This window comes from Arthrobacter sp. AG367, from assembly GCF_007828995.1.
Lineage (GTDB): Bacteria > Actinomycetota > Actinomycetes > Actinomycetales > Micrococcaceae > Arthrobacter.
In genome coordinates, this window is sequence record NZ_VIVE01000005.1 from 73,403 (window position 1) to 90,967 (window position 17,565).

At 66.2% G+C, this 17,565-nt stretch carries 17 protein-coding genes; 5 read left to right on the plus strand and 12 right to left on the minus strand.

Annotation, left to right across the window (positions count from 1 at the left end):
* Positions 1–10 precede the first annotated feature (10 nt).
* Positions 11–1,567: an ABC transporter substrate-binding protein gene (locus FB478_RS14230; protein WP_018770874.1), complete on the minus strand. Its 1,557-nt coding sequence runs from the start codon at positions 1,565–1,567 to the stop codon at positions 11–13.
* Positions 1,568–1,785: 218 nt separating this feature from the next.
* Between FB478_RS14230 and FB478_RS14235 the strand changes: the two genes are divergently transcribed.
* Positions 1,786–3,045, plus strand: a complete 1,260-nt coding sequence (locus FB478_RS14235) for a glycoside hydrolase family 1 protein (RefSeq protein WP_144600945.1) — start codon at positions 1,786–1,788, stop codon at positions 3,043–3,045.
* 73 nt (positions 3,046–3,118) lie between these two features.
* On the opposite strand, the gene FB478_RS14240 is transcribed toward FB478_RS14235, so the two are convergent.
* The 3 genes from FB478_RS14240 to FB478_RS14250 form a co-directional block, all read right to left on the minus strand.
* On the minus strand, positions 3,119–3,952 hold the full coding sequence (locus tag FB478_RS14240) for a nucleoside hydrolase (RefSeq protein ID WP_261377417.1): 834 nt from the start codon (positions 3,950–3,952) through the stop codon (positions 3,119–3,121).
* A gap of 78 nt (positions 3,953–4,030) precedes the next feature.
* Positions 4,031–4,468: a universal stress protein gene (locus tag FB478_RS14245; protein ID WP_018770877.1), complete on the minus strand. Its 438-nt coding sequence runs from the start codon at positions 4,466–4,468 to the stop codon at positions 4,031–4,033.
* Between the two features lie 36 nt (positions 4,469–4,504).
* Positions 4,505–4,789 carry a hypothetical protein gene (locus FB478_RS14250; RefSeq protein WP_144600947.1) on the minus strand — a complete coding sequence of 95 codons (285 nt, stop codon included), beginning with the start codon at positions 4,787–4,789 and terminating at the stop codon, positions 4,505–4,507.
* Positions 4,790–5,001: 212 nt separating this feature from the next.
* Here FB478_RS14250 and FB478_RS14255 point away from each other — a divergent pair, with 212 nt between their 5' ends.
* Positions 5,002–5,307: a hypothetical protein gene (locus FB478_RS14255; RefSeq protein ID WP_018770879.1), complete on the plus strand. Its 306-nt coding sequence runs from the start codon at positions 5,002–5,004 to the stop codon at positions 5,305–5,307.
* Here the strand turns inward: FB478_RS14255 and FB478_RS14260 are convergent.
* A complete protein-coding gene (locus FB478_RS14260) occupies positions 5,292–6,029 on the minus strand; it encodes a GAF and ANTAR domain-containing protein (protein ID WP_261377418.1) in 738 nt (245 codons plus the stop codon). The genes FB478_RS14255 and FB478_RS14260 overlap by 16 nt on opposite strands.
* A 118-nt stretch (positions 6,030–6,147) precedes the next feature.
* Between FB478_RS14260 and FB478_RS14265 the strand changes: the two genes are divergently transcribed.
* A complete protein-coding gene (locus FB478_RS14265) occupies positions 6,148–7,731 on the plus strand; it encodes a carboxylesterase/lipase family protein (protein WP_144600949.1) in 1,584 nt (527 codons plus the stop codon).
* Here FB478_RS14265 and FB478_RS14270 read toward each other — a convergent pair.
* The 3 genes from FB478_RS14270 to FB478_RS14280 all read right to left on the minus strand — a co-directional run bounded on the left by FB478_RS14270 (position 7,709) and on the right by FB478_RS14280 (position 11,334).
* The gene (locus FB478_RS14270; protein ID WP_144600950.1) at positions 7,709–8,149 is read right to left on the minus strand and encodes an SRPBCC family protein; all 441 of its coding nucleotides are present in this window, start codon (positions 8,147–8,149) and stop codon (positions 7,709–7,711) included. The genes FB478_RS14265 and FB478_RS14270 overlap by 23 nt on opposite strands.
* 88 nt (positions 8,150–8,237) lie before the next feature.
* Entirely contained in the window at positions 8,238–9,878 is a 1,641-nt protein-coding gene (locus FB478_RS14275; RefSeq protein ID WP_043425262.1) for an amidohydrolase, read from the minus strand.
* Position 9,879: 1 nt separating this feature from the next.
* On the minus strand, positions 9,880–11,334 hold the full coding sequence (locus FB478_RS14280; protein WP_144600951.1) for an APC family permease: 1,455 nt from the start codon (positions 11,332–11,334) through the stop codon (positions 9,880–9,882).
* A 155-nt stretch (positions 11,335–11,489) separates the two neighbouring features.
* Between FB478_RS14280 and FB478_RS14285 the strand changes: the two genes are divergently transcribed.
* Positions 11,490–12,098 (plus strand): TetR/AcrR family transcriptional regulator, encoded by a 609-nt coding sequence (locus FB478_RS14285; RefSeq protein ID WP_018770885.1) that lies wholly within the window; start codon positions 11,490–11,492, stop codon positions 12,096–12,098.
* Positions 12,099–12,122: 24 nt separating this feature from the next.
* On the opposite strand, the gene FB478_RS14290 is transcribed toward FB478_RS14285, so the two are convergent.
* Genes FB478_RS14290 through FB478_RS14305 form a run of 4 tightly spaced genes read right to left on the minus strand, consistent with a single transcriptional unit; the run spans position 12,123 to position 16,028 of the window.
* Complete coding sequence (locus FB478_RS14290) at positions 12,123–12,614, minus strand: RpiB/LacA/LacB family sugar-phosphate isomerase (RefSeq protein ID WP_026266011.1); 492 nt, start codon at positions 12,612–12,614, stop codon at positions 12,123–12,125.
* On the minus strand, positions 12,614–14,362 hold the full coding sequence (locus tag FB478_RS14295; RefSeq protein ID WP_144600952.1) for a dihydroxyacetone kinase family protein: 1,749 nt from the start codon (positions 14,360–14,362) through the stop codon (positions 12,614–12,616). The genes FB478_RS14290 and FB478_RS14295 overlap by 1 nt, the downstream gene beginning before the upstream one ends.
* Positions 14,363–14,404: 42 nt before the next feature.
* The gene (locus tag FB478_RS14300; protein WP_144600953.1) at positions 14,405–15,178 is read right to left on the minus strand and encodes an SDR family NAD(P)-dependent oxidoreductase; all 774 of its coding nucleotides are present in this window, start codon (positions 15,176–15,178) and stop codon (positions 14,405–14,407) included.
* Positions 15,179–15,203: 25 nt separating this feature from the next.
* Positions 15,204–16,028: a sugar phosphate isomerase/epimerase gene (locus tag FB478_RS14305; RefSeq protein ID WP_144601025.1), complete on the minus strand. Its 825-nt coding sequence runs from the start codon at positions 16,026–16,028 to the stop codon at positions 15,204–15,206.
* 186 nt (positions 16,029–16,214) lie between these two features.
* On the opposite strand from FB478_RS14305, the gene FB478_RS14310 reads away from it, so the two are divergent.
* Positions 16,215–17,552, plus strand: a complete 1,338-nt coding sequence (locus FB478_RS14310; RefSeq protein ID WP_144600954.1) for an MFS transporter — start codon at positions 16,215–16,217, stop codon at positions 17,550–17,552.
* Positions 17,553–17,565: the final 13 nt, after the last annotated feature.

Here is a 17,565-nt window from a genome sequence, read left to right on the forward strand (position 1 = left end):
GGTGCGGGTATTAGCTGGCCGGCGTGTAGGACGAGAGGAGCGGGTAGGCGTTGGTGCCGGCGAACTTCACCTGGGCCACCTTCTTGGTGTTGTAGCCCTGGTTGGTCAGCGCCTCATACAGCGGGATCATCCAGCCTGACTCCACCAGGCGGGTGTTCAGCTTGGTGGCGGCTGCCTTGACGGCGGCGTCGTCTTTGGCCGCGGCCAGCTCGCCGGTAGCGGCGCTGAGCTTGTCATCGGTGGCCTTTTGCACGTTGGTGAAGCCGTTCAGGATGGCTCCGTACATCACGCCGACGGGGTTGTCCCAGTTCAGGGGAGCGTAGCCAAGGGGTGTGGTGGCGACGGCGGCGAACGCTTCGTCGGTGGAGGCTGCCATCTTGACTTTCATGGTGATGCCGACGGCGGCGAGGTCCTTCTGGACGGCCTGCAGGTCCGTCTGGGTCTGCGCGCTTGCGATGATGGTGAACTCGAAGCCGTTGGGGTAGCCGGCCTCGGCCAGCAGGCTCTTGGCCTTGTCCGGGTTGTACGCGAATGTGGTTTCCAGGTCCTTGGTGAAGCCGGCCGAATCCTTGGGCAGGGCGTTCCATGCAGGGATGTCGCCCTTGTGCAGGGCATCCACCAGGGCCTGGCGGTTGATGGCGTACTGAATGGCCTGGCGGACCTTCTCCTGGGCGAACGCCGGTGCGGTCTTGCCGATCTTGTCGAAGGAGATCATGGTGTTCACAGTGCCGCCGATCTGGGAAACGCCAACGCCCTTGGACTTGGCGAAGTCCACCGTGGAGGACGTCAGCATGGCAACGTCGGCCTGGCCGGAGACCAGGGCGTTGGCGCGGGCCTGCGGGTCCTGGACCACGCTGAAGACCACCTTCTTGTAGGCGTACTTGGAGGCGTCCGCGCTCTTGTCGTTCTTCACCAGGACGTACTTGTTGCCCTTCACGGTGGAGGGGTCAAGGGTGTACGGTCCGGAGCCGTCAGGGGTTGCAGCGAGGCTGGACGTGTCCGTGACGCCGTTCCTGCCCACGATCATGCCGGTGGTGGAGGCCAGGTTCTTCTCGAATCCGGGCTGCGGCTTGGCGAAGGTCAGGGCCACCTGGGTGGGGCTGACCACGTCCACGGAGGTGATTTCCTGGGCGCCGCCCTTCGCGACGGCGGAGTAGGCGCTCAGCGCGGGATCGGAGCGGCGGTCCAGGTTGGCCTTGACCAGGGCGGCATCCAGTTTGGAGCCGTCGGTGAACGTGACGTCGTCCTTGAGGTTCAGCGTCAGGACGGTGTTGTCCGCGTTGTAGCTGAAGTCCTTGGCCAGGCCCGGACCTGCGGAACCATCCGGCTGAAGGGTCATCAGGCTGTCGTAGAGGCCTTCGAAGAACTGGCGCTGGGCTGCGGAGACGCGCAGCGGGTCGAACCCGAAGGAGGCTGAGTCGCTGTCGATGGCCAGGGTGAGGCTGCTGGTATCAGCCTTTGCGGCGGCTTGGCTGGACCCGCCGCCGCAGGCGGCCAGGGAACCCATCAGCAGGGCACCGGCCAGAACGGCGGAGCTCGCACGGGCGGTGGAGTTCGGAAGTTTCATGTAGTGCGCCTTTGCATTCTGATGTGATGACGGAGGAACGGTTGTGGGGGCTGGCTGCTCGCCGGCTCCCTTCAAGAATCAGCCGGGGCCACAGGCGCCAAACATGACAATGTCATTGATTGAAAAGGTATTGTGGCGGCGGTCACGCCGGGCGGAAGGATGGATGGAAGGCAACGAAGCCTCGGACGCCTGCACGCGTCCATCACGAAAGGAACCCCATGACCAACCCGTTCCCCCGCGACTTCCTTTGGGGCGTGGCCACCGCCGGCCACCAGGTGGAAGGCAACAACGTCAACAGCGATACCTGGTTCCTGGAGCACCTTCCCGGAACGATCTTCGCGGAGCCGTCCGGGGACGCCGTGGACCACTACCACCGCTACCGCGAGGACATCGCACTGATCGCCGGCCTCGGTTTTAACAGCTACCGGTTCTCCGTTGAATGGGCCCGGATCGAACCGGAGGAAGGCCAGTTCTCGGTGGCTGCGCTGGACCACTACAAGCGGGTGCTGGAAGCCTGCCACGAACATGGACTCACCCCGGTGGTCACGTTCCACCACTTCACGTCACCGCTGTGGCTCCTCCGGATCGGCGGCTGGGAGGGCAGCCGGACGCCCGAACTCTTCGCACGCTACTGCGACCGGGTCATGGCCCACCTGGGTGACCTGATCGGCGTCGCCTGCACCCTGAACGAGCCGAACCTCCCTTGGCTGCTGGAGTCATTCGGCATCGGCGGGGAAGCCCCGGAGAACCGCGGTTCGGTGCCCATCTGGGCGGCCGCCGCCCAGCGCCTGGGCGTGGATGCCAGCACTGTTGCCCCGTTCCAGTTCTGCTCCACGGAGGCGGGGTTCCAGGTCAAGGTGGCGGCGCACCGGGCCGCCACCAAGGCCATCAAAGCCCATCGCACGGACCTCCAGGTGGGGTGGACCCTCGCAAACTCCGATATCCAGGCGCTGCCCGGTGGCGAAGGGATTGCAGACCGGGTGCGCCGGGACGTCAACGAACGCTTCCTCAAAGCCTCCCGGGGTGACGACTTCGTGGGCATCCAGACTTACGGGCGCACCGTGTACGGCCCCGATGGCCATGCGCCCGCACCGGAGGGCGTGCCCACCAACCAGATGGGCGAGGAAATCTATCCCCAGGCACTGGAGGCCACCATCCGCGAGGCCCAGCGGATCGCCGGGATCCCCGTGATCGTCACGGAGAACGGCCTGGCCACCGAGGATGACACGCAGCGGGTGGCGTACCTGCGGACGGCCGTCGACGGGGTTGCTTCCTGCCTTGCGGACGGCATCGATGTCCGCGGGTACATCGCCTGGACCGCGTTCGACAACTTCGAGTGGATCTTCGGCTACGGGCCCAAGTTTGGCCTGATCGCCGTCGACCGCTCCACCCAGAAACGGACTCCCAAGGAGAGCGCGCGCTGGCTGGGGAACCTGGCCAGGGAGCACGCCGGGGCCGGGGCACCGCAACCCGCTTAAGCGTGGTTCATAATGGCCCGGACTTCCCTGTGAAGTCCGGGCCATTCCTCTGCCGCAGGCCTTTTGCCCTTGTCTACGGCCGCCGGGCGTGCAGGTGCAGCTTTGCAAAGAAGTCCGCAACAACCAACCGGCTGTCCACACCCGTATAAATCCGGCGGGACGGCCTCGCGGACGTTTCGGTGAACACCGAGGTGACGTCATCCAGCCCGGTGACCACCAGGGGTGCACTGTCTCCAAGGCACCACACCGGCCCGAATTTCACGAAGTCCGGCACCTCAAGACTGTTGAAGTGCTCCCACAGCCACTCGCCGGCCGGGCCGGCAACCCTGAAGGCATGATCGAGTTCCGAGACGGACGCCACCATCTGCCGGTACGTTTCGGCGGGGAACTGCCAGACTGCGAGCTCCTGGTTCGCCAGCACGAAGTCCGCAGCGGCGGGGTCCGTGGAGTAGTTGTACTCGTCGTCGTTCCGGGCGGCTCCGCCTACCCAGGCAAGCGTCAGCAACCGGGCGATGCCCGGCTCCAGCAGGAGCGCGTCCGCAACATTGGTGAGCGGACCGGCGCACACCAGAATCAAGGGCAGGTCATCCGCGGTCATTGCGGTTTCAATGATCGCGCTCGCCGCAGCGGAGCTCCGTGGTTGGCCGGTAAAAGGGCTGTCCGGTCCGGGATGCACCGCCGCCGGTTCGGGGCGCCCGAGCACCCGGAGCAGTTCCCCGGCCAGGCAGGCGCCCCGCTGGGATCTGCCCTCCGGCAGCCCGAACATCGGATTCGTCAGGGAACTTGTGACGGCTGCGATCCTGTTTGCCGGGGACAGGGCATGGTGGGCCAGTCCAAGCAGGCCGTCGGGGTCGCCGGCCCAGTCGTTGTCGACAATCACGCGGCACCGGGGTTCAATCCGAATCATGTCCATCCTGCAAGCCTTGCAGCGCAGGCAGCATCACACGACGACACTTTCCATTCACCGAAAGGTGGAAGGTCCGTCCTAATCTGCGGCAGGCTCGCGGATGACCAGTACCGGGCAGTGCGCATGGTGGATGGTCTGGTGGGATACAGAGCCGAGCAGCATGCCGGTAAATCCGCCATGGCCCCGGGAGCCGACGACAACCAGGTCGGCATCGCGGGAGGCGTCAATGAGTGCCGCTGCCGGGTTGCCTTCCACGACCCGTCCTGTGATCGTCACGCCCTGGTCCTTGATGCGTTCAAGCTCCGCCTCCAGGATCGCTTGGGCGTCCTTCTGGAAGATCTCGTAGTCCCAGGCGGTGCCCAGGGCATCGCTGACATAAGGGAAGCTCCAGGCGGTCAACGCCTGGACCTCACCTTTGCGCAGCCTGGACTCCTCGATGGCCCAGTCCATTGCCGACCGGGACTGGTCGGAACCGTCCACGCCCACCACGATCCTGAAGCTTCCGTTACCGGCCACGGCTTCCCTTTTCCTGTTGCGGTGGTGCCGGCGGGACTAGGCCTGGCCTGCTGATGCACCGTGTGCCGGAACGGCCACCGTGGAGTGCTCAGGTTTGGCGGCCTGGTGGGGATTCCCTGCTTCCTTGGCACAGTGCAGGCAGCAGTAGATGCCTGCTTGGCTTTCCACGGGGTGGCCCAGGATCCGGCAACCGCAGTGCTCACATGCGGGAGCCATCATGTGGATGGCGCATTCGAAGCTGTCGAACGTGCCTGTCTGGTTCCCCATATTGACGGTGAACATGCGGCCCTCGCTGCTGCCGCAGACATCACATGCGCCCATGGTCTCTGCCTCCTGTTGTGCTCGCCGGGTGTACTCGCCGGCTCCGGACACTCCAGTTGACTGCTTCCGGGAGTTGCCTGCCTAGGGGCAAAGGTCCCACGGCCCGCCTGGGTCAATTCCCCTTGTGGATTTTCCTGGATCATTTCCCATCCACGGTGCCGCCGGTTCCGAATCCCAAGCGTAGGAGTGCAACCAAAGGCAAGGACGTGACGATGGATGCCGTGGACCAGCAGGCCCTGACCGGCGCTCTGATCAAGGAGTACCGGCTGGATCTGGCACAGCTGTGGCTGGAGTTCGTTGGGCTGGGCGGGGACGCCTCTGAACAGCTCATCCGGGACTACTGCGCAGGCGAAGCCGCCCTTTCAACGAAGGAACGCGACGCACTGGCGCAGGCTGTCAACGAACATTGCGCTTCCGAAGGCCTGCCGCTCCGTGCTCCGCTCAGCGGTTCCGCCCTTTCCACCCTGCAGCCGGAACACCGTGACCCGGAACGGAAGGATCCCTACTCGTCGAAGTAGGTGAAGGTGTCCGCGGCGCCGGCGACTGACGCGACGACGGCGGCCGCAACATCCCGGAGTTTCATGTTCCGCGTGCTGGACGCGTCCCGCAGCAGCTTGAAGGCCGCAGCCTGGCTGCACCGGTTCTGCGCCATGATGGCCCCGGTTGCCAGGTCGATCACGGTACGCGTCTGCATGGCGGCGCTCATGCCGTCCCTGGTCTCTTCCAGCTTCAGCATCCGCAGGGCAAGTGTCAGCCCCTTGGAGGCCTGCCGGACAAACGCTTCCGCGGCACCGATGCCATGGCTGCCAAAGACGAGGGGCTGTGAACAGTGGAACGTAATCACGCCCTGGGAATCGCCTTCCAGCAGCGCGGGGATACTCAATACCGAGCGGAAGCCCTGCTCCTGGACAGCGTGGACGTACTCCGGCCAGCCGTCTTCGCGCCGGAGGTCGGAAACCAGCACTGTCTTTCCTGCCCGCATGGCCGTGGCGCCGGGACCATCGCCAAGCGTGGCCTCCAGCTGGCAGAGGAGTTGTGCACTGCGGTGGCTGCTGGCACATGCCGCGGGTTTTTTGGGCCGCAGCACCACGATTTCGCAGGAGCACACGTGCCCCTCCCCGCCAAGCCGGGCCGCCGCGTAGGCTGCAAGATCCTGGAGAAATGCCTCAACTTCAGGGTTCTGCAGGAAGGACTCCTGGAGATGCAGGGCAACGTCTGCAAAATCCTCGTCTTCAGGCACGCCGGCATGGAGCACGCGTCTTACCTCCCGGACATTGGTTAAAAGCCACACCTCTGTGGCCGCCCACTGCCGAACGGTGATGCCAGCCTACCTTCGCCCGTGTCGTAACCTGTCAACCATGACGCCCCTCTCCACTCCGGACGGATCCGTCCTGGGCAATTCACTTGAGACTGACGGGACCACCGTCCACCGGTTCCTTGGCATCCCCTACGCGGAGCCGCCGTCGGGAAGCAACCGATTCCGCCCGCCGGTACCGGTATCGCCATGGAGCGGGGTGCTTGATTGCACCGCACCTGGCCCCGCCGCGCCCCAGAATCCCGAGTCCCATGCCCCTCCCGGCACTACGCCGCGCACCTGGAGCGAAGAGGCTTGCCTCAACCTGAACATCTGGACGCCGGCAACGGAAGGCCCGGCCAGGCCCGTAATGGTATGGATCCATGGCGGCGCCTACCTCATGGGCGCCAACAGTGACGCAATGTACGACGGCGCCCGGCTGGCGGCTGCGGCGGGCGTGGTGCTGGTATCCATCAACTACCGCCTGGGCGCGCTGGGTTTCCTGCACCTGGCGGACCTGCTGGGGCCCGGTTACGGCGATTCGTCCAACCTCGCCCTGCTGGACCAGCTTGAGGCCCTGCGCTGGATCCGCCGCAACATCGGCGCCTTCGGCGGCGACCCGCACAACGTGACCATCTTCGGGGAGTCCGCAGGCGCCGCAGCCATCGGCACCCTGCTGGGCATGCCGGCGTCGGAAGGGCTCTTCCGCCGGGCCATCATGCAAAGCGGCACGGCCGAGCGCTGCCGCCGGCCGGAGGACTCGGCGCGGATCAGCGCCACATTCCTTGAGTTGTGTGGTTTGGATGCCTCCTCCGCCAACCAACTGCTGACCCTCCCTGTGGAGCGGCTGCTGGAAGCGCAGGCCGCCCTGGAACAGCGTGCTGCGGCGGAGTCCTTCGCGGTTCCATTGCCATTCCAGCCCACGGTGGGCACGCCGTCGCTTCCGTTGCCACCGCTGGAAAGTATCGGCAATGGGGTCAACTTCGGGGTGGACCTGCTGATCGGCACCAACCTGAACGAGGGCTCATTCGCCGTCGAGATGCGCCCGGACACGGGGTCGGACCCGGGCTACCCGGACCGTGCGGCCGCCGTGCTGTGCGGAGCGGGGGTGCCGCCGGCGCTTGCCCCCGGCTATACGGAGGCGCTCACCAGGGTGCTGGGCAGGGAACCGTCAGGCAAGGAACTCCTGGAAGCCGCCATCGCGGATTCCCTTTACCGCCAGCCCAGCAACCGGCTGCTGGACGCGAGGCAGGCGGCTGCCGCAGGCCGGTTGGCCCACGGAGCGACCGGTGAAGGAGCCGCCGGGAAGGACTTCGCCTACCTGTTCACATGGCGCAGCCCGGCCATGGGCGGGAAACTGGGGGCCTGCCACGCCCTGGACATCCCATTCGTCTTCCGGCACCTGGACGCGCCGGAGGCCGCCTTCCTCACACGGGGCAAGGCACCGGCGTCCCTCAGCGACGCCATGAGCCGGGCCTGGGCGGCCTTCGCCGGAACCGGGACACCTGGCACGGAACGCCTTCCGTGGCCGGGAGTTGGAGGGCAGCGGCGCACCATGGTGCTCGACGGCGAGTCCCGGCTTGAAGCCGACCCCCGCCATGAGATCAGGGAGTTTTTCGAAGCCGTCAGGCTGCTGCCAGCGCGTTGAGGGTGTCCCGGATGCCGTTCAGCGCCGGATCCCGCAGCGACATGAAGGCGGGCTTCAGGAGGGGCTGGATGATCTTGGCCGGTCCCTTGATGCTGAACTCGGCCGTGTACTTCACCACCGAACCGGTCCCGTTGGGGGTGACGTCGATGGAATCGAAGGAAGTCACGGTTTTGTTCTCGCCGCGCAGCTTGATGTGGTTGTCGGTCAGCTCGATGACCTCGTAGACCAGGGTCTGGCGCTTCCCCCGGAACTCGGACTCGGCATGGTACTTGTGCCCCACGGCCAACGGCCCCGGGGTGGTTTTGTCCATGACGGGCGTGTTGGGGTCCCACTTGGGGGTGTTCTCGAACTCACTCATGAAGGCAAAGGCCTTCTCCGCGGACAGGTTGGTTTCCACACTTCCGGTGACTGTGATCATCACCCCAGTCTAGGAAGGGGGATCACGTAAGCCCAGCCCCCGCGCGGCGGGGGCTGGGGCAAAACCGCTGGGGCAAAATCCGCCGCCGCTAGCCGGCGACGCCCACGGAACAGTGCTGCAGCAGGCCGTTCACCACAGTGGCCAGCACGTGACCCTGCGCCAGCTCATCAGGGGCCGTTGACAGTGGATCAACGTCGAAAACGGTGAAATCAGCGCGCTTGCCCACCGTTACCGAGCCCGATACCGTCCGCTCCCCTGCAGCTTCGGCCGCGTGCGAGGTGTAGCCTTCCAGCGCCTGGCGTGCTGTGAGCGCCTGGCCCGGCACAATCGGCTGTTCATCCGGGTGGCCCGACCGCCGCCGAAGTTGCGCGTCTGCGAGGATCGGAAGGGGCGGAAAGGGGGCGACAGGCCAATCGGAGCCAAGCGCAAGCGTTACGCCTGCGGACCGGAGGTCAGCGGACCGCCATCCACGGTCCGCCCGTTCTTTTCCCAACCGCCTTGACCAGTTGTCCGTCTGGTCCGCGCGCGAATAGTGGGTGCAGTGGCTGGGCTGCATGCTGGCGATCAGGCCGGAACCGGCGAACCTTTGGATGAGTCCGTCCGGGACCGTTTCAAGGTGCTCGATCCGGTGCGGAGCCCGGGGCAGGTCCGCCGGAAGATCCTCGAACGCTGCCAGCACTGCCGCCACGCCGGCGTCACCGATGGCATGGGTTGCGGTGGGAATGCCCTGGCTTGCGAAGAACCTGATGGCCCGGTTGTACTCCTCCGGGCTTGGCCAAAAGGGTGCGACGGACTGGCCGTGGCTGTCGGGCTCAAAAAGCCAGGCCGTGCCGTTGTCCACCGTGCCGTCCACGAACAGCTTGATTCCGGCCACTTCCCACCGGGAGCCCCGAGCAGTCCTGACCTGCTCCACCAGCCGCCGCCAGTCGGCCTCCCCGCTTCCCGGCATGCACCATGGCGAAACCCGCACGCGCACCGGCAGGCCCCTGCCGCATCCGGCCAAATCGTTCTCAAGGGCGGCAAGGAGCTCCAGGGTTCCCTCCCCGCAGTCCATGACATGGATGCCTGTCAGGCCTGCCCGGGAGAACGAATCAAAGAGCTCACCCAGCCGGCGCTTCCGTTCCTGGAAAGTCTCCTGGGGCATATGTTTCAGGACCAGGTCCAAAGCCGCGGCTTCGAGCAGGAGACCGGTGGGGTTCCCCCTGCCGTCGCAGACCACTTCCGCTGCCTGGTCGAAGTGCCGTGGCCCGGTGATGCCGGCGGTCTCCAGCGCCGCCGTGCTCGCCAGGGCGGAATGGGCATCGAACAGCCGGATCACGGCCGGGCGGCCGGCCACGACGTCGTCGATCAGCTCCCGGTGCGGCGGCGCTGACCCGAAGGCATTTGGGTCGAGTCCCCAGCCGCGGACCCATTCGCCCGCCGGCGTTGCCGCCGCCTCTGCCCGCAGCAAGGCGCGCACGGCGGCAAGGTCCGTGATGCCGGAGAGGTCGCAGCCGCGTGTCATGTCCAGGCCCATGACGGGGTGGACGTGGCAGTCGACCAACCCCGGGGTAAGGACGGCGTCACCGAAATCGATGACCTCGGCCGGACCCCAGGACTGCGCGTCGCGCCGCGTTCCAACCGCCTGGATGTGCCCGTCCCGGACCGCTACAGCCTGGGGCGCAGGTCCGTTGGGTGTCCCGTCCATGGTGTGGACTGTGCCGGCAAGGATAATCAGGTCAGGATTCATGTCATTCATGTGCTTCGAAGCTTCCAATGCGGTCAAAGGTGGCAGGACGACGGCGGCGCAGCCACCGGGCGGCCAGCAGGCCCCCGGCGAACACCACAGGCGTAACCAGGATCAGGATGGTGTTGGTCAGGGCGTCGGCCGCGGTAAGGAGTTCGATGTTCAGTGCGATGAGGATGACGACGCCGAAGAGCAGGACCGCTGATACGAGGCTGAGCGGGGCGAGGAGTTTGTTGCGGGCAGCAGCAGGGTTCCGGCGGAGGTACAGGAATGCTGCCACGGACACCAGCCCCTGGAGGCCCACGATGCCGAAGATGCCCGGGGTGTTCACCCAGATCAGGAGCTGCTGGTACGGGTCCGCGTTCAGGATGGCGCAGACAGTGATGACCACCGCTGCTAACAGGGTCTGCAGCTGCCCGGCACGGTGCGGTGACCTGAACCGGTGGTGCGTGCGGCCGAGGAACGCCGGCAGGACCCCGTCCCTGGCCAGCATGTAGACATAGCGGTTGATGGCGTTGTGGAACGCCAGTTGTGATGCGTAGACGCTGGTGACGATCAGGACGTACATGGCAGTTTCAGCCCAGGGTCCCACATACTGCCCTATGGTCTGGAAGAACATCCCGCCGGACAGTTCGCCAGCGGCTTCCACCACCTGGTCGTCGCCAAAGGCCTGGATGACGGCCCAGACGATGAAGGCATAGAACACGGACATGAAGCCCACCGCGATGTACATGGCGCGGGGAACTGACTGATCCGGGTTGCGGGCTTCGGAGCGGTACAACACCGTGGATTCAAAGCCCATGAAGGCGGCGAAGCAGATGCCCAGGATTGCCAGGACGCCAGGTCCAAAGGCCTGCCCGGGGCTGAAGGAGCCCAGGCTGATACCGTGTGCGCCACCGCTGCTGAGGATGCCCACCCCCATCACGCCGAGAATGCCTGTTTCCGCGACCAGGAGGACGCCGAGGACTTTGGCGCCCACGTCGATCCCCCGGTATCCCAGGAACCAGACGGCCGCGACGGCGATGAGGGCAATGGCGGGCCACGGAACCTCAAGCCCAAAGAGGACCTGCAGCATGTCATGCGTCTGGACGGCGAAGAGCCCGTAGACGCCGATCTGGAGGCAGTTGTAGGAGATGATCGCAAGGATGGCGGACGCCAGCCCCACGGTCTTTCCCAAAGAAATCGAGATGTAAGTGTAGAAGCCGCCGGAGGCTTTGACGTGGCGCGTCATCGCCATGAAACCGATGGCGAAGAGGGTCAGGACGATGCCCGCCAGGAGGTAACCGGCAGGGGCGCCGATGCCCGCTACTCCGATCGCCACCGGGGCCACGCCCGCCATCACTGTCAGGGGTGCCGCAGCCGAGATCACCAGGAAGGCTATGCCTCCGGTGCCCAGGGCATTGCGCTTGAGTGCGCCATCCACGGACGGCGCAATTGGTTTTGTTTTGGTCTCGGGCACAGCTCTGTCCTTTCCTTGAAGCCCACTTAAACGAAAGGCTTTCGTTTAGTATGGGACCAAGTGGTCCAGAGCACAATAGTTTTGCCGGCACGGGCGGATATGTGTCAGCCCGCTAGGCTGGAGCCGATGTCCAAGAGCTGCAGTGAGGAGAACCGATGGGCCGCCCGCCCCTCCCATTGATTTCCGTGGAGGCCCTCACGACGGCCGCACTTGAACTGGTGGACCAGAGCGGGGATTTCAGCTTTCCCAAACTCGCCAGGAAGATCGGCGTGAGTCAGTCCTCGATCTACAACCACGTCTCGGGACGGGACCAGATCCTGGAACTGCTCAGGCACCGCATCATCACCGAGGAGCCGTATCCGCCGGTGGACCATGAGGACTGGGAAGGTGCCCTGCGGATCCTGATCCGCGCCTACCGGGACGCCTTTGCCCGCCATCCGCGGCTGGCACCCCTGATGGTGCTCCAGTCCATTACCGACCCCGAGGTCATCGGGCTTTACGAGGACCTCGCGCTTGCCTTGGAGGCTGCCGGTTTCCGTGGCCGGGACGTGGTGTCGGCGATTTCCACGATTGACAGCTTTGCGTTGGGCGCGGCCCTGGATCTGGCCGCGCCGGACGTCGTCTGGGATCCGCCGGCGGAGGGCTATCCCACGCTCAAGCGCGCCGTCAGCCATGCCGGCCCTCCGGCGGAGCGCGGCAACCATGCGTTCGACTTCGGGCTCGACGTCATCATCGGAGGGCTCCGCGCGAAGCTGGACGGGTAAGCCCGCCCAGCTTCAGCGCCAGCGCTAGCAGCCCTCAAAGTCGGTGAGGACCTTGACCTTCCCGGCGGAGGCCGACGTCGGATCGAACGTGTAGCCGATCCATTCCTTCGCAAGCCGCCGTGCGAGCTCGATGCCCACCACGCGCTGGCCCATGGTGAGCACCTGGCAGTCGTTGGACAGGATGGAGCGTTCCACGGAGAAGGAGTCGTGGGCAGCGGTGGCGCGGATGCCGTCCACTTTGTTCGCAGCGATCGCCACGCCGATTCCGGTGCCGCAGAAGAGGATGGCCCGGTCAGCGGCACCGTCCCGGATCATCTCGCCGGCTGTGATGCCCACGTAGGGGTAGGGCCTGGTGAAGTCGTCCGGGGCGTCGCTTCGGTTGACGCCGATGTCGAGGACCTCGCTGACCCGGGGGTCGGTGCGCAGGTCCGCCAGGATCTTGTCCTTGTAATCGACGCCGGCCTCGTCCGCGCCGACAATGAGCCGCAGCCCCATGGTGTTTCCTTTCGTTGCCATTACTTCGCTGACGCCTGCACAGTGGCAGCGGTTGCGCGGGTGAAGTGCGGCCCCACCACGGCGAAGACCATCGCCAGGGAGGTTGCACCGGGGTCCGGCGTGCCCAGGCTCTTCTCGGCCAGCGGGCGGGCACGGCCCTTGAGCGGAAGGAGGTCCGCGGTGGCTTCCGCCGCAGCAGCGGACTCCTGCGCGGCCTCCTGCCATGCACGGCCCGTTTCCACGCCCTCGGCCACTGCGCGGCTAAAGGCGGAAGCGAAGGGCAGCAGGGCATCCACCATGGTCTTGTCGCCTGTTTCGGCCTTGCCCAACTGGATGATCCGGTCAGCGAATGCGGTCACGGCTGCCGCAAGGGCACCGGGTTCGGGCGCCGAGGAGTTGCCCAGCGTCTCGCCAAATGCACGCAGCGCCGCTCCCCACAGGACGCCGGAGGTGCCTCCGGCCTTGTCCGCCCAGGCATCACCGGCAGCGGCAAGCACATCCCCGGCGCCGGCCCCGCCGGCCAGGGCATCCGACGCTGCGGCGGCTGCCGCATCCACGCCGCGCACCATTCCACGTCCGTGGTCGCCGTCGCCGGCAATAGCATCCATGCGGCCCAGCCGCTCTTCGGCGTCGTGCAGCGACGAACGGGCGGCGTCAATGGCCGCTACGCAGGCGGCGGCGTACTCGCGGGAGGCGTCCGTGGCGACGAACGAAGCGGCGGCCGCGCCGCCGTCGGACGTTTCCTCGACGCCACGGGTCCCGGACTCCAGGGCCGCGTTGCCACGGCGGTAGGCGGGCGTCTCCGCAGGGGCAACCCACAGCCGCTCAAGTTCCTCATCCAGCCAGGTGACCGTGAGCGAGACGCCGGCCATGTCCAGGCTGGTCACCAACTCGCCCACCTCGGGCATCACCAGCGTGTAGCCGGCCGCGCGGAGCAGCGGCGCCACGGCTCCCCAGAGGACAAAGAGCTCCTCATGCTTCGTGGAGCCGAGGCCGTTGAGGATGACGGCGATGCGCTTGCCGGCGTGAGGTGGCGTTTCAGAGAGCACCCGGGACACCAGTTCCTGCCCGAGGTCCTTCGCCGAAGGCAGGTCCGTGTCGTGCAGGCCGGGCTCGCCGTGGATGCCCAGGCCCAGGCCCGTCTGCCCTTCGGGCAGCGTGAACAGCGGTGAGTCGGCGCCCGGGAAGGTGCAGCCGGCAAACGCGCTGCCGATGGTCCGCGTCAGGTCGTTGGCCTTGCGGCCCAGCCGCACCACCTCCGCGAGGTCCGCGCCGTTGTCCGCCGCCGCCCCCATTACCTTGAACACGGTGAAGTCACCGGCGATGCCACGGCGCTTAGCGGATTCCGACGGCGGGGCGCTGGCGATGTCGTCCGTCACCAGGACGTTCTCCACCGCGATGCCCTCGGCGGCCAGGCGTTCGCTGGCCATGCCGAAGTTCATCACGTCGCCGGCGTAGTTGCCGTAGGTGAAGACGACGCCGGCGCCGGACTCGGCGGCCTTGGCCACCGAGTAGGCCTGCTGCGCGGAGGGCGAGGTGAAGATGTTTCCCACCACCGCGCCGTCAGCGAAGCCGGCGCCTACCAGCCCGGCGAAGGCGGGGTAGTGCCCCGAGCCGCCACCGGCCAGGACGGCGACCTTGGGCTGCGCCGGCCGGTACCGGCGGACAGCGCCACCGGGAACCTGCCGGACCAGGTCGGAGTGGACGTCGCAGAAGCCTGCCAGGGCCTCCTCGGCGAACTCTGAGGGGTCATTGAAGATTTTGGTCATGGGGGTTCTCCGGCATCCGGGGTGGTCTGGGAGCTGTTGCTGCTAGTGGATGTGGCTGCCGCCGTTGATGTCGATGGTGGTGCCGGTGAGGTAGGCGGAGTCCTCGGAGGACAGGAAGGTGATGACGGAGGCCACTTCTTCCGTGGTGGCGTTCCGGCCCAGCGGGATGCCCGCGTTGATGGCGGCTTCCTGCTCCTCGGTGCTGCCCACGCGGATGTTGGTGTCCACGGCACCCGGGGTAATGGCATTGACGGTGACGCCGGTGGCGCCCAGTTCGCGGGCCAGGGCCTTGGTGAATCCCAGGATGGCTGCCTTGGCGGCGGAGTAGGGAACCTTGCCAAAGACGCCGCCGCCGCGCTGGGCGGAGACGGAGGACATGTTCACGATCCGGCCCCAGCCGTTCTCGATCATTTCCGGCAGGAACGCCTTGGTTACCAGGTAGGTGCCGGTGGCGTTGACGTCCATGACCTTGTGCCACAGCTCAAGGGTGGTCTCCAGGAACGGAACCGGGGAGGTGATGCCGGCAATGTTGGCCAAGGCACCGACGGGCGGGAGGTTGCCGGCGGCCACCTCTGCGGCGACGGCGGCCTGGGCTGCGCTGACGGAGGCTTCGTCGGCGACGTCGATCTCGTGGCCGAAGGCGGGAACGTTGAATTCATTGCCGATTTCGGCTGCGACCTTGGCGGACTTCTCGCCGTCAAGGTCCAGGATGACGATGCCCCAGCCCTCACGGGCGTAGCGGCGGGCGGTGGTGATGCCGATGCCCCGGTCCGAAGTTGCTCCGGTGAGGACGGCGGTGCGCTGGATGGCGGTCATGGTGGTGCTCCTTGGGTTGTTCAGTTCAGATGAGGTCGGTGATGAAGCTTGCAGCCTTGGCGGCGGCGGCCGGGCGTTCGTCATGGGTGACGTCCCGGGTCTCCAGTTCCAGGGAGAAGTGGCCCGTGTAGCCGTCCGCGGCCAGCCGCTTCAGGCCGCCGGCGAAGTCGGCCTCGCCGTTGCCGATGCTGAGGTTGATGTTCCCCGGCACGGCGTCGCGCAGGTGGACATGGCTGATGCGGCCAGGGTGCCGGTCAAGATACGCCTGGACGTCCTCGCCGGCAGCAGTGATGTGGCTGAAGTCCATGACGATTCCGACGCCGGATCCGGCCAGCCGGTCGGCCAGCAGTCCCGCACGTTCCAGATTCCAGCAGAACCGCAGGAAGTGCAGGGATTCGGTCCAGAGTTCGACGCCGAACTCTGCAGCGCGCCGGCCAGCAGCAGCGAGCCGCGCCGCAATGAGGTCCAGGTCTCCCTCGACGCTCCGGACCGGGTTGTGGTCCAGGGCGCCGCAGGGCAGCACCAGGGCTTTGGCCCCGATGTTGGCCGTGAGGGTGAGCAGGGCGTCCAGGTGGCGCCGCCTGGCGTCCTGCCCGTCGGCGTCGAGGACTGCGTTCAGGTCCCCGATGTCGCCGTTCACTGAACGGACCCGCACACCGGAGGCGACGACTTCCTGCGACACCGCCGCCACGGCGGCCCCGTCAAGTTCGTACGGCACGTGGTCGCAGACCCCGGGCAGGGCGCCCAGATCGATCTCCTCGAAACCAAGACCCTTCATGGTGCCCAGGGCAGTGTCCAGGTCCTGGTGCCGGAAGCTGATGGATGAGCACCCAAGTCTGGAATGGAACATCATTGATCCTTTGAATCGTGCCGAGCGGTAGTGATAAACACCACAGTAGTGGCGTTAACTGTCAACAGTCAACTCTGAAAGTCGACTGTTGACAGTGCAGATGATGTGCGTCACACTGGGTCGTACCAATTTGTTAACAGTCGACAGCGGCGGACTTCTTCAGCCGCTTTTCGAAAGGGAACCACCATGAGCAAAGATGCTCTGACCATGCGCGGCCCGGTGCACGGCACCAAGGACGCCCGCCGAGTTGCCATCGGATCCGGCGTTGGGGCCGTCATCGAGACGTATGACTTCATCGGCTTCGGCACCGCTGCCGCACTGTACTTCGGCACCGCGTTCTTCCCCGGCAGCGATCCCGTCACCGGCACGCTTGCCTCCTTCGCCACCTTGGGCGTCGGCTTTGCGGCCCGTCCGCTGGGCGGCATCATCGGCGGCCACCTTGGTGACAAGGTGGGCCGCAAGCCCGTCCTGGTTGCCTCGCTGATCCTGATGGGCCTGGCCACGTTCGCCATCGGCCTGCTCCCCACCTACGCAGCGGTGGGGCTGCTTGCCCCCGCACTGCTCGTCTTCGTCCGCATCGTCCAGGGCCTGGCCTTCGGTGCGGAGTGGGGCGGCGCCATCCTGATGAGCTACGAGCACGCCCCCTGGAAATCAAAGGGCAAGTACACCGGGATCGTCCAGGCCGGCTTCCCCGTGGGCCTGCTGCTGGCCAACCTGACCTTCCTCTTCAGCGTCCAGCTCGGCAACGAACTCGCCTGGCGCATCCCGTTCCTCGCCAGCATCCTGCTGGTGATCGTGGGCCTCATCATCCGTTCCAAGGTTCCCGAGTCCCCGGTCTTCGATGAAGTCAAGGAAAGCGGCACCATCGTCAAGGCCCCGATCGTCGAGGTCATCAAGACTGACTGGCGCAACATCGTCAAGGGCATCGGCCTGCGCATCGCCGAGACCGCCGGCTACGCCGTCTCCATCACCTACATGATTTCCTACATCAACAGCCAGCACCTGGCGGACAAGAGCCAGACCCTGATCGCCCTCTGCATCGCGTCGGCCATCGGCATCTTCGCCACCCAGGCCTGGGCAGCACTGACGGACCGCATCGGGCGCCGCCCCCTGTACGTCTGGTCCACCGCCTTTGCCGCACTGTTCGCCATCCCGATGTTCCTGCTGGTCAACACCGGCCTGTTCATTGCCATCATCATCACCATCGTGATCTCGTACGCTGTATGCCAGAACTCGCTCGCCGGTGCCCAGGGCTCGTGGTTCCCCGAGCTCTTCCAGGCCCGCACCCGCGCCTCCGGCGCCAGCCTGGCCTACCAGATCTCCGCCATGGTCTCCGGCTTCACACCGTTCATCACCACCCTGCTGTTCGTCAGCTTCGGCTGGATGGGCCCGGCACTGCTCTTCGGCGCCTACGCCCTGATCGGCCTCTGGGCCGCCATCGCCACCCGGGAAACCTGGGGCAAGCGCGAACGGGAGCTCGCCGACGAAGCCACCAAAAGCACCCCCAACACCGTCAACGCCTGAATGACCCGCACGC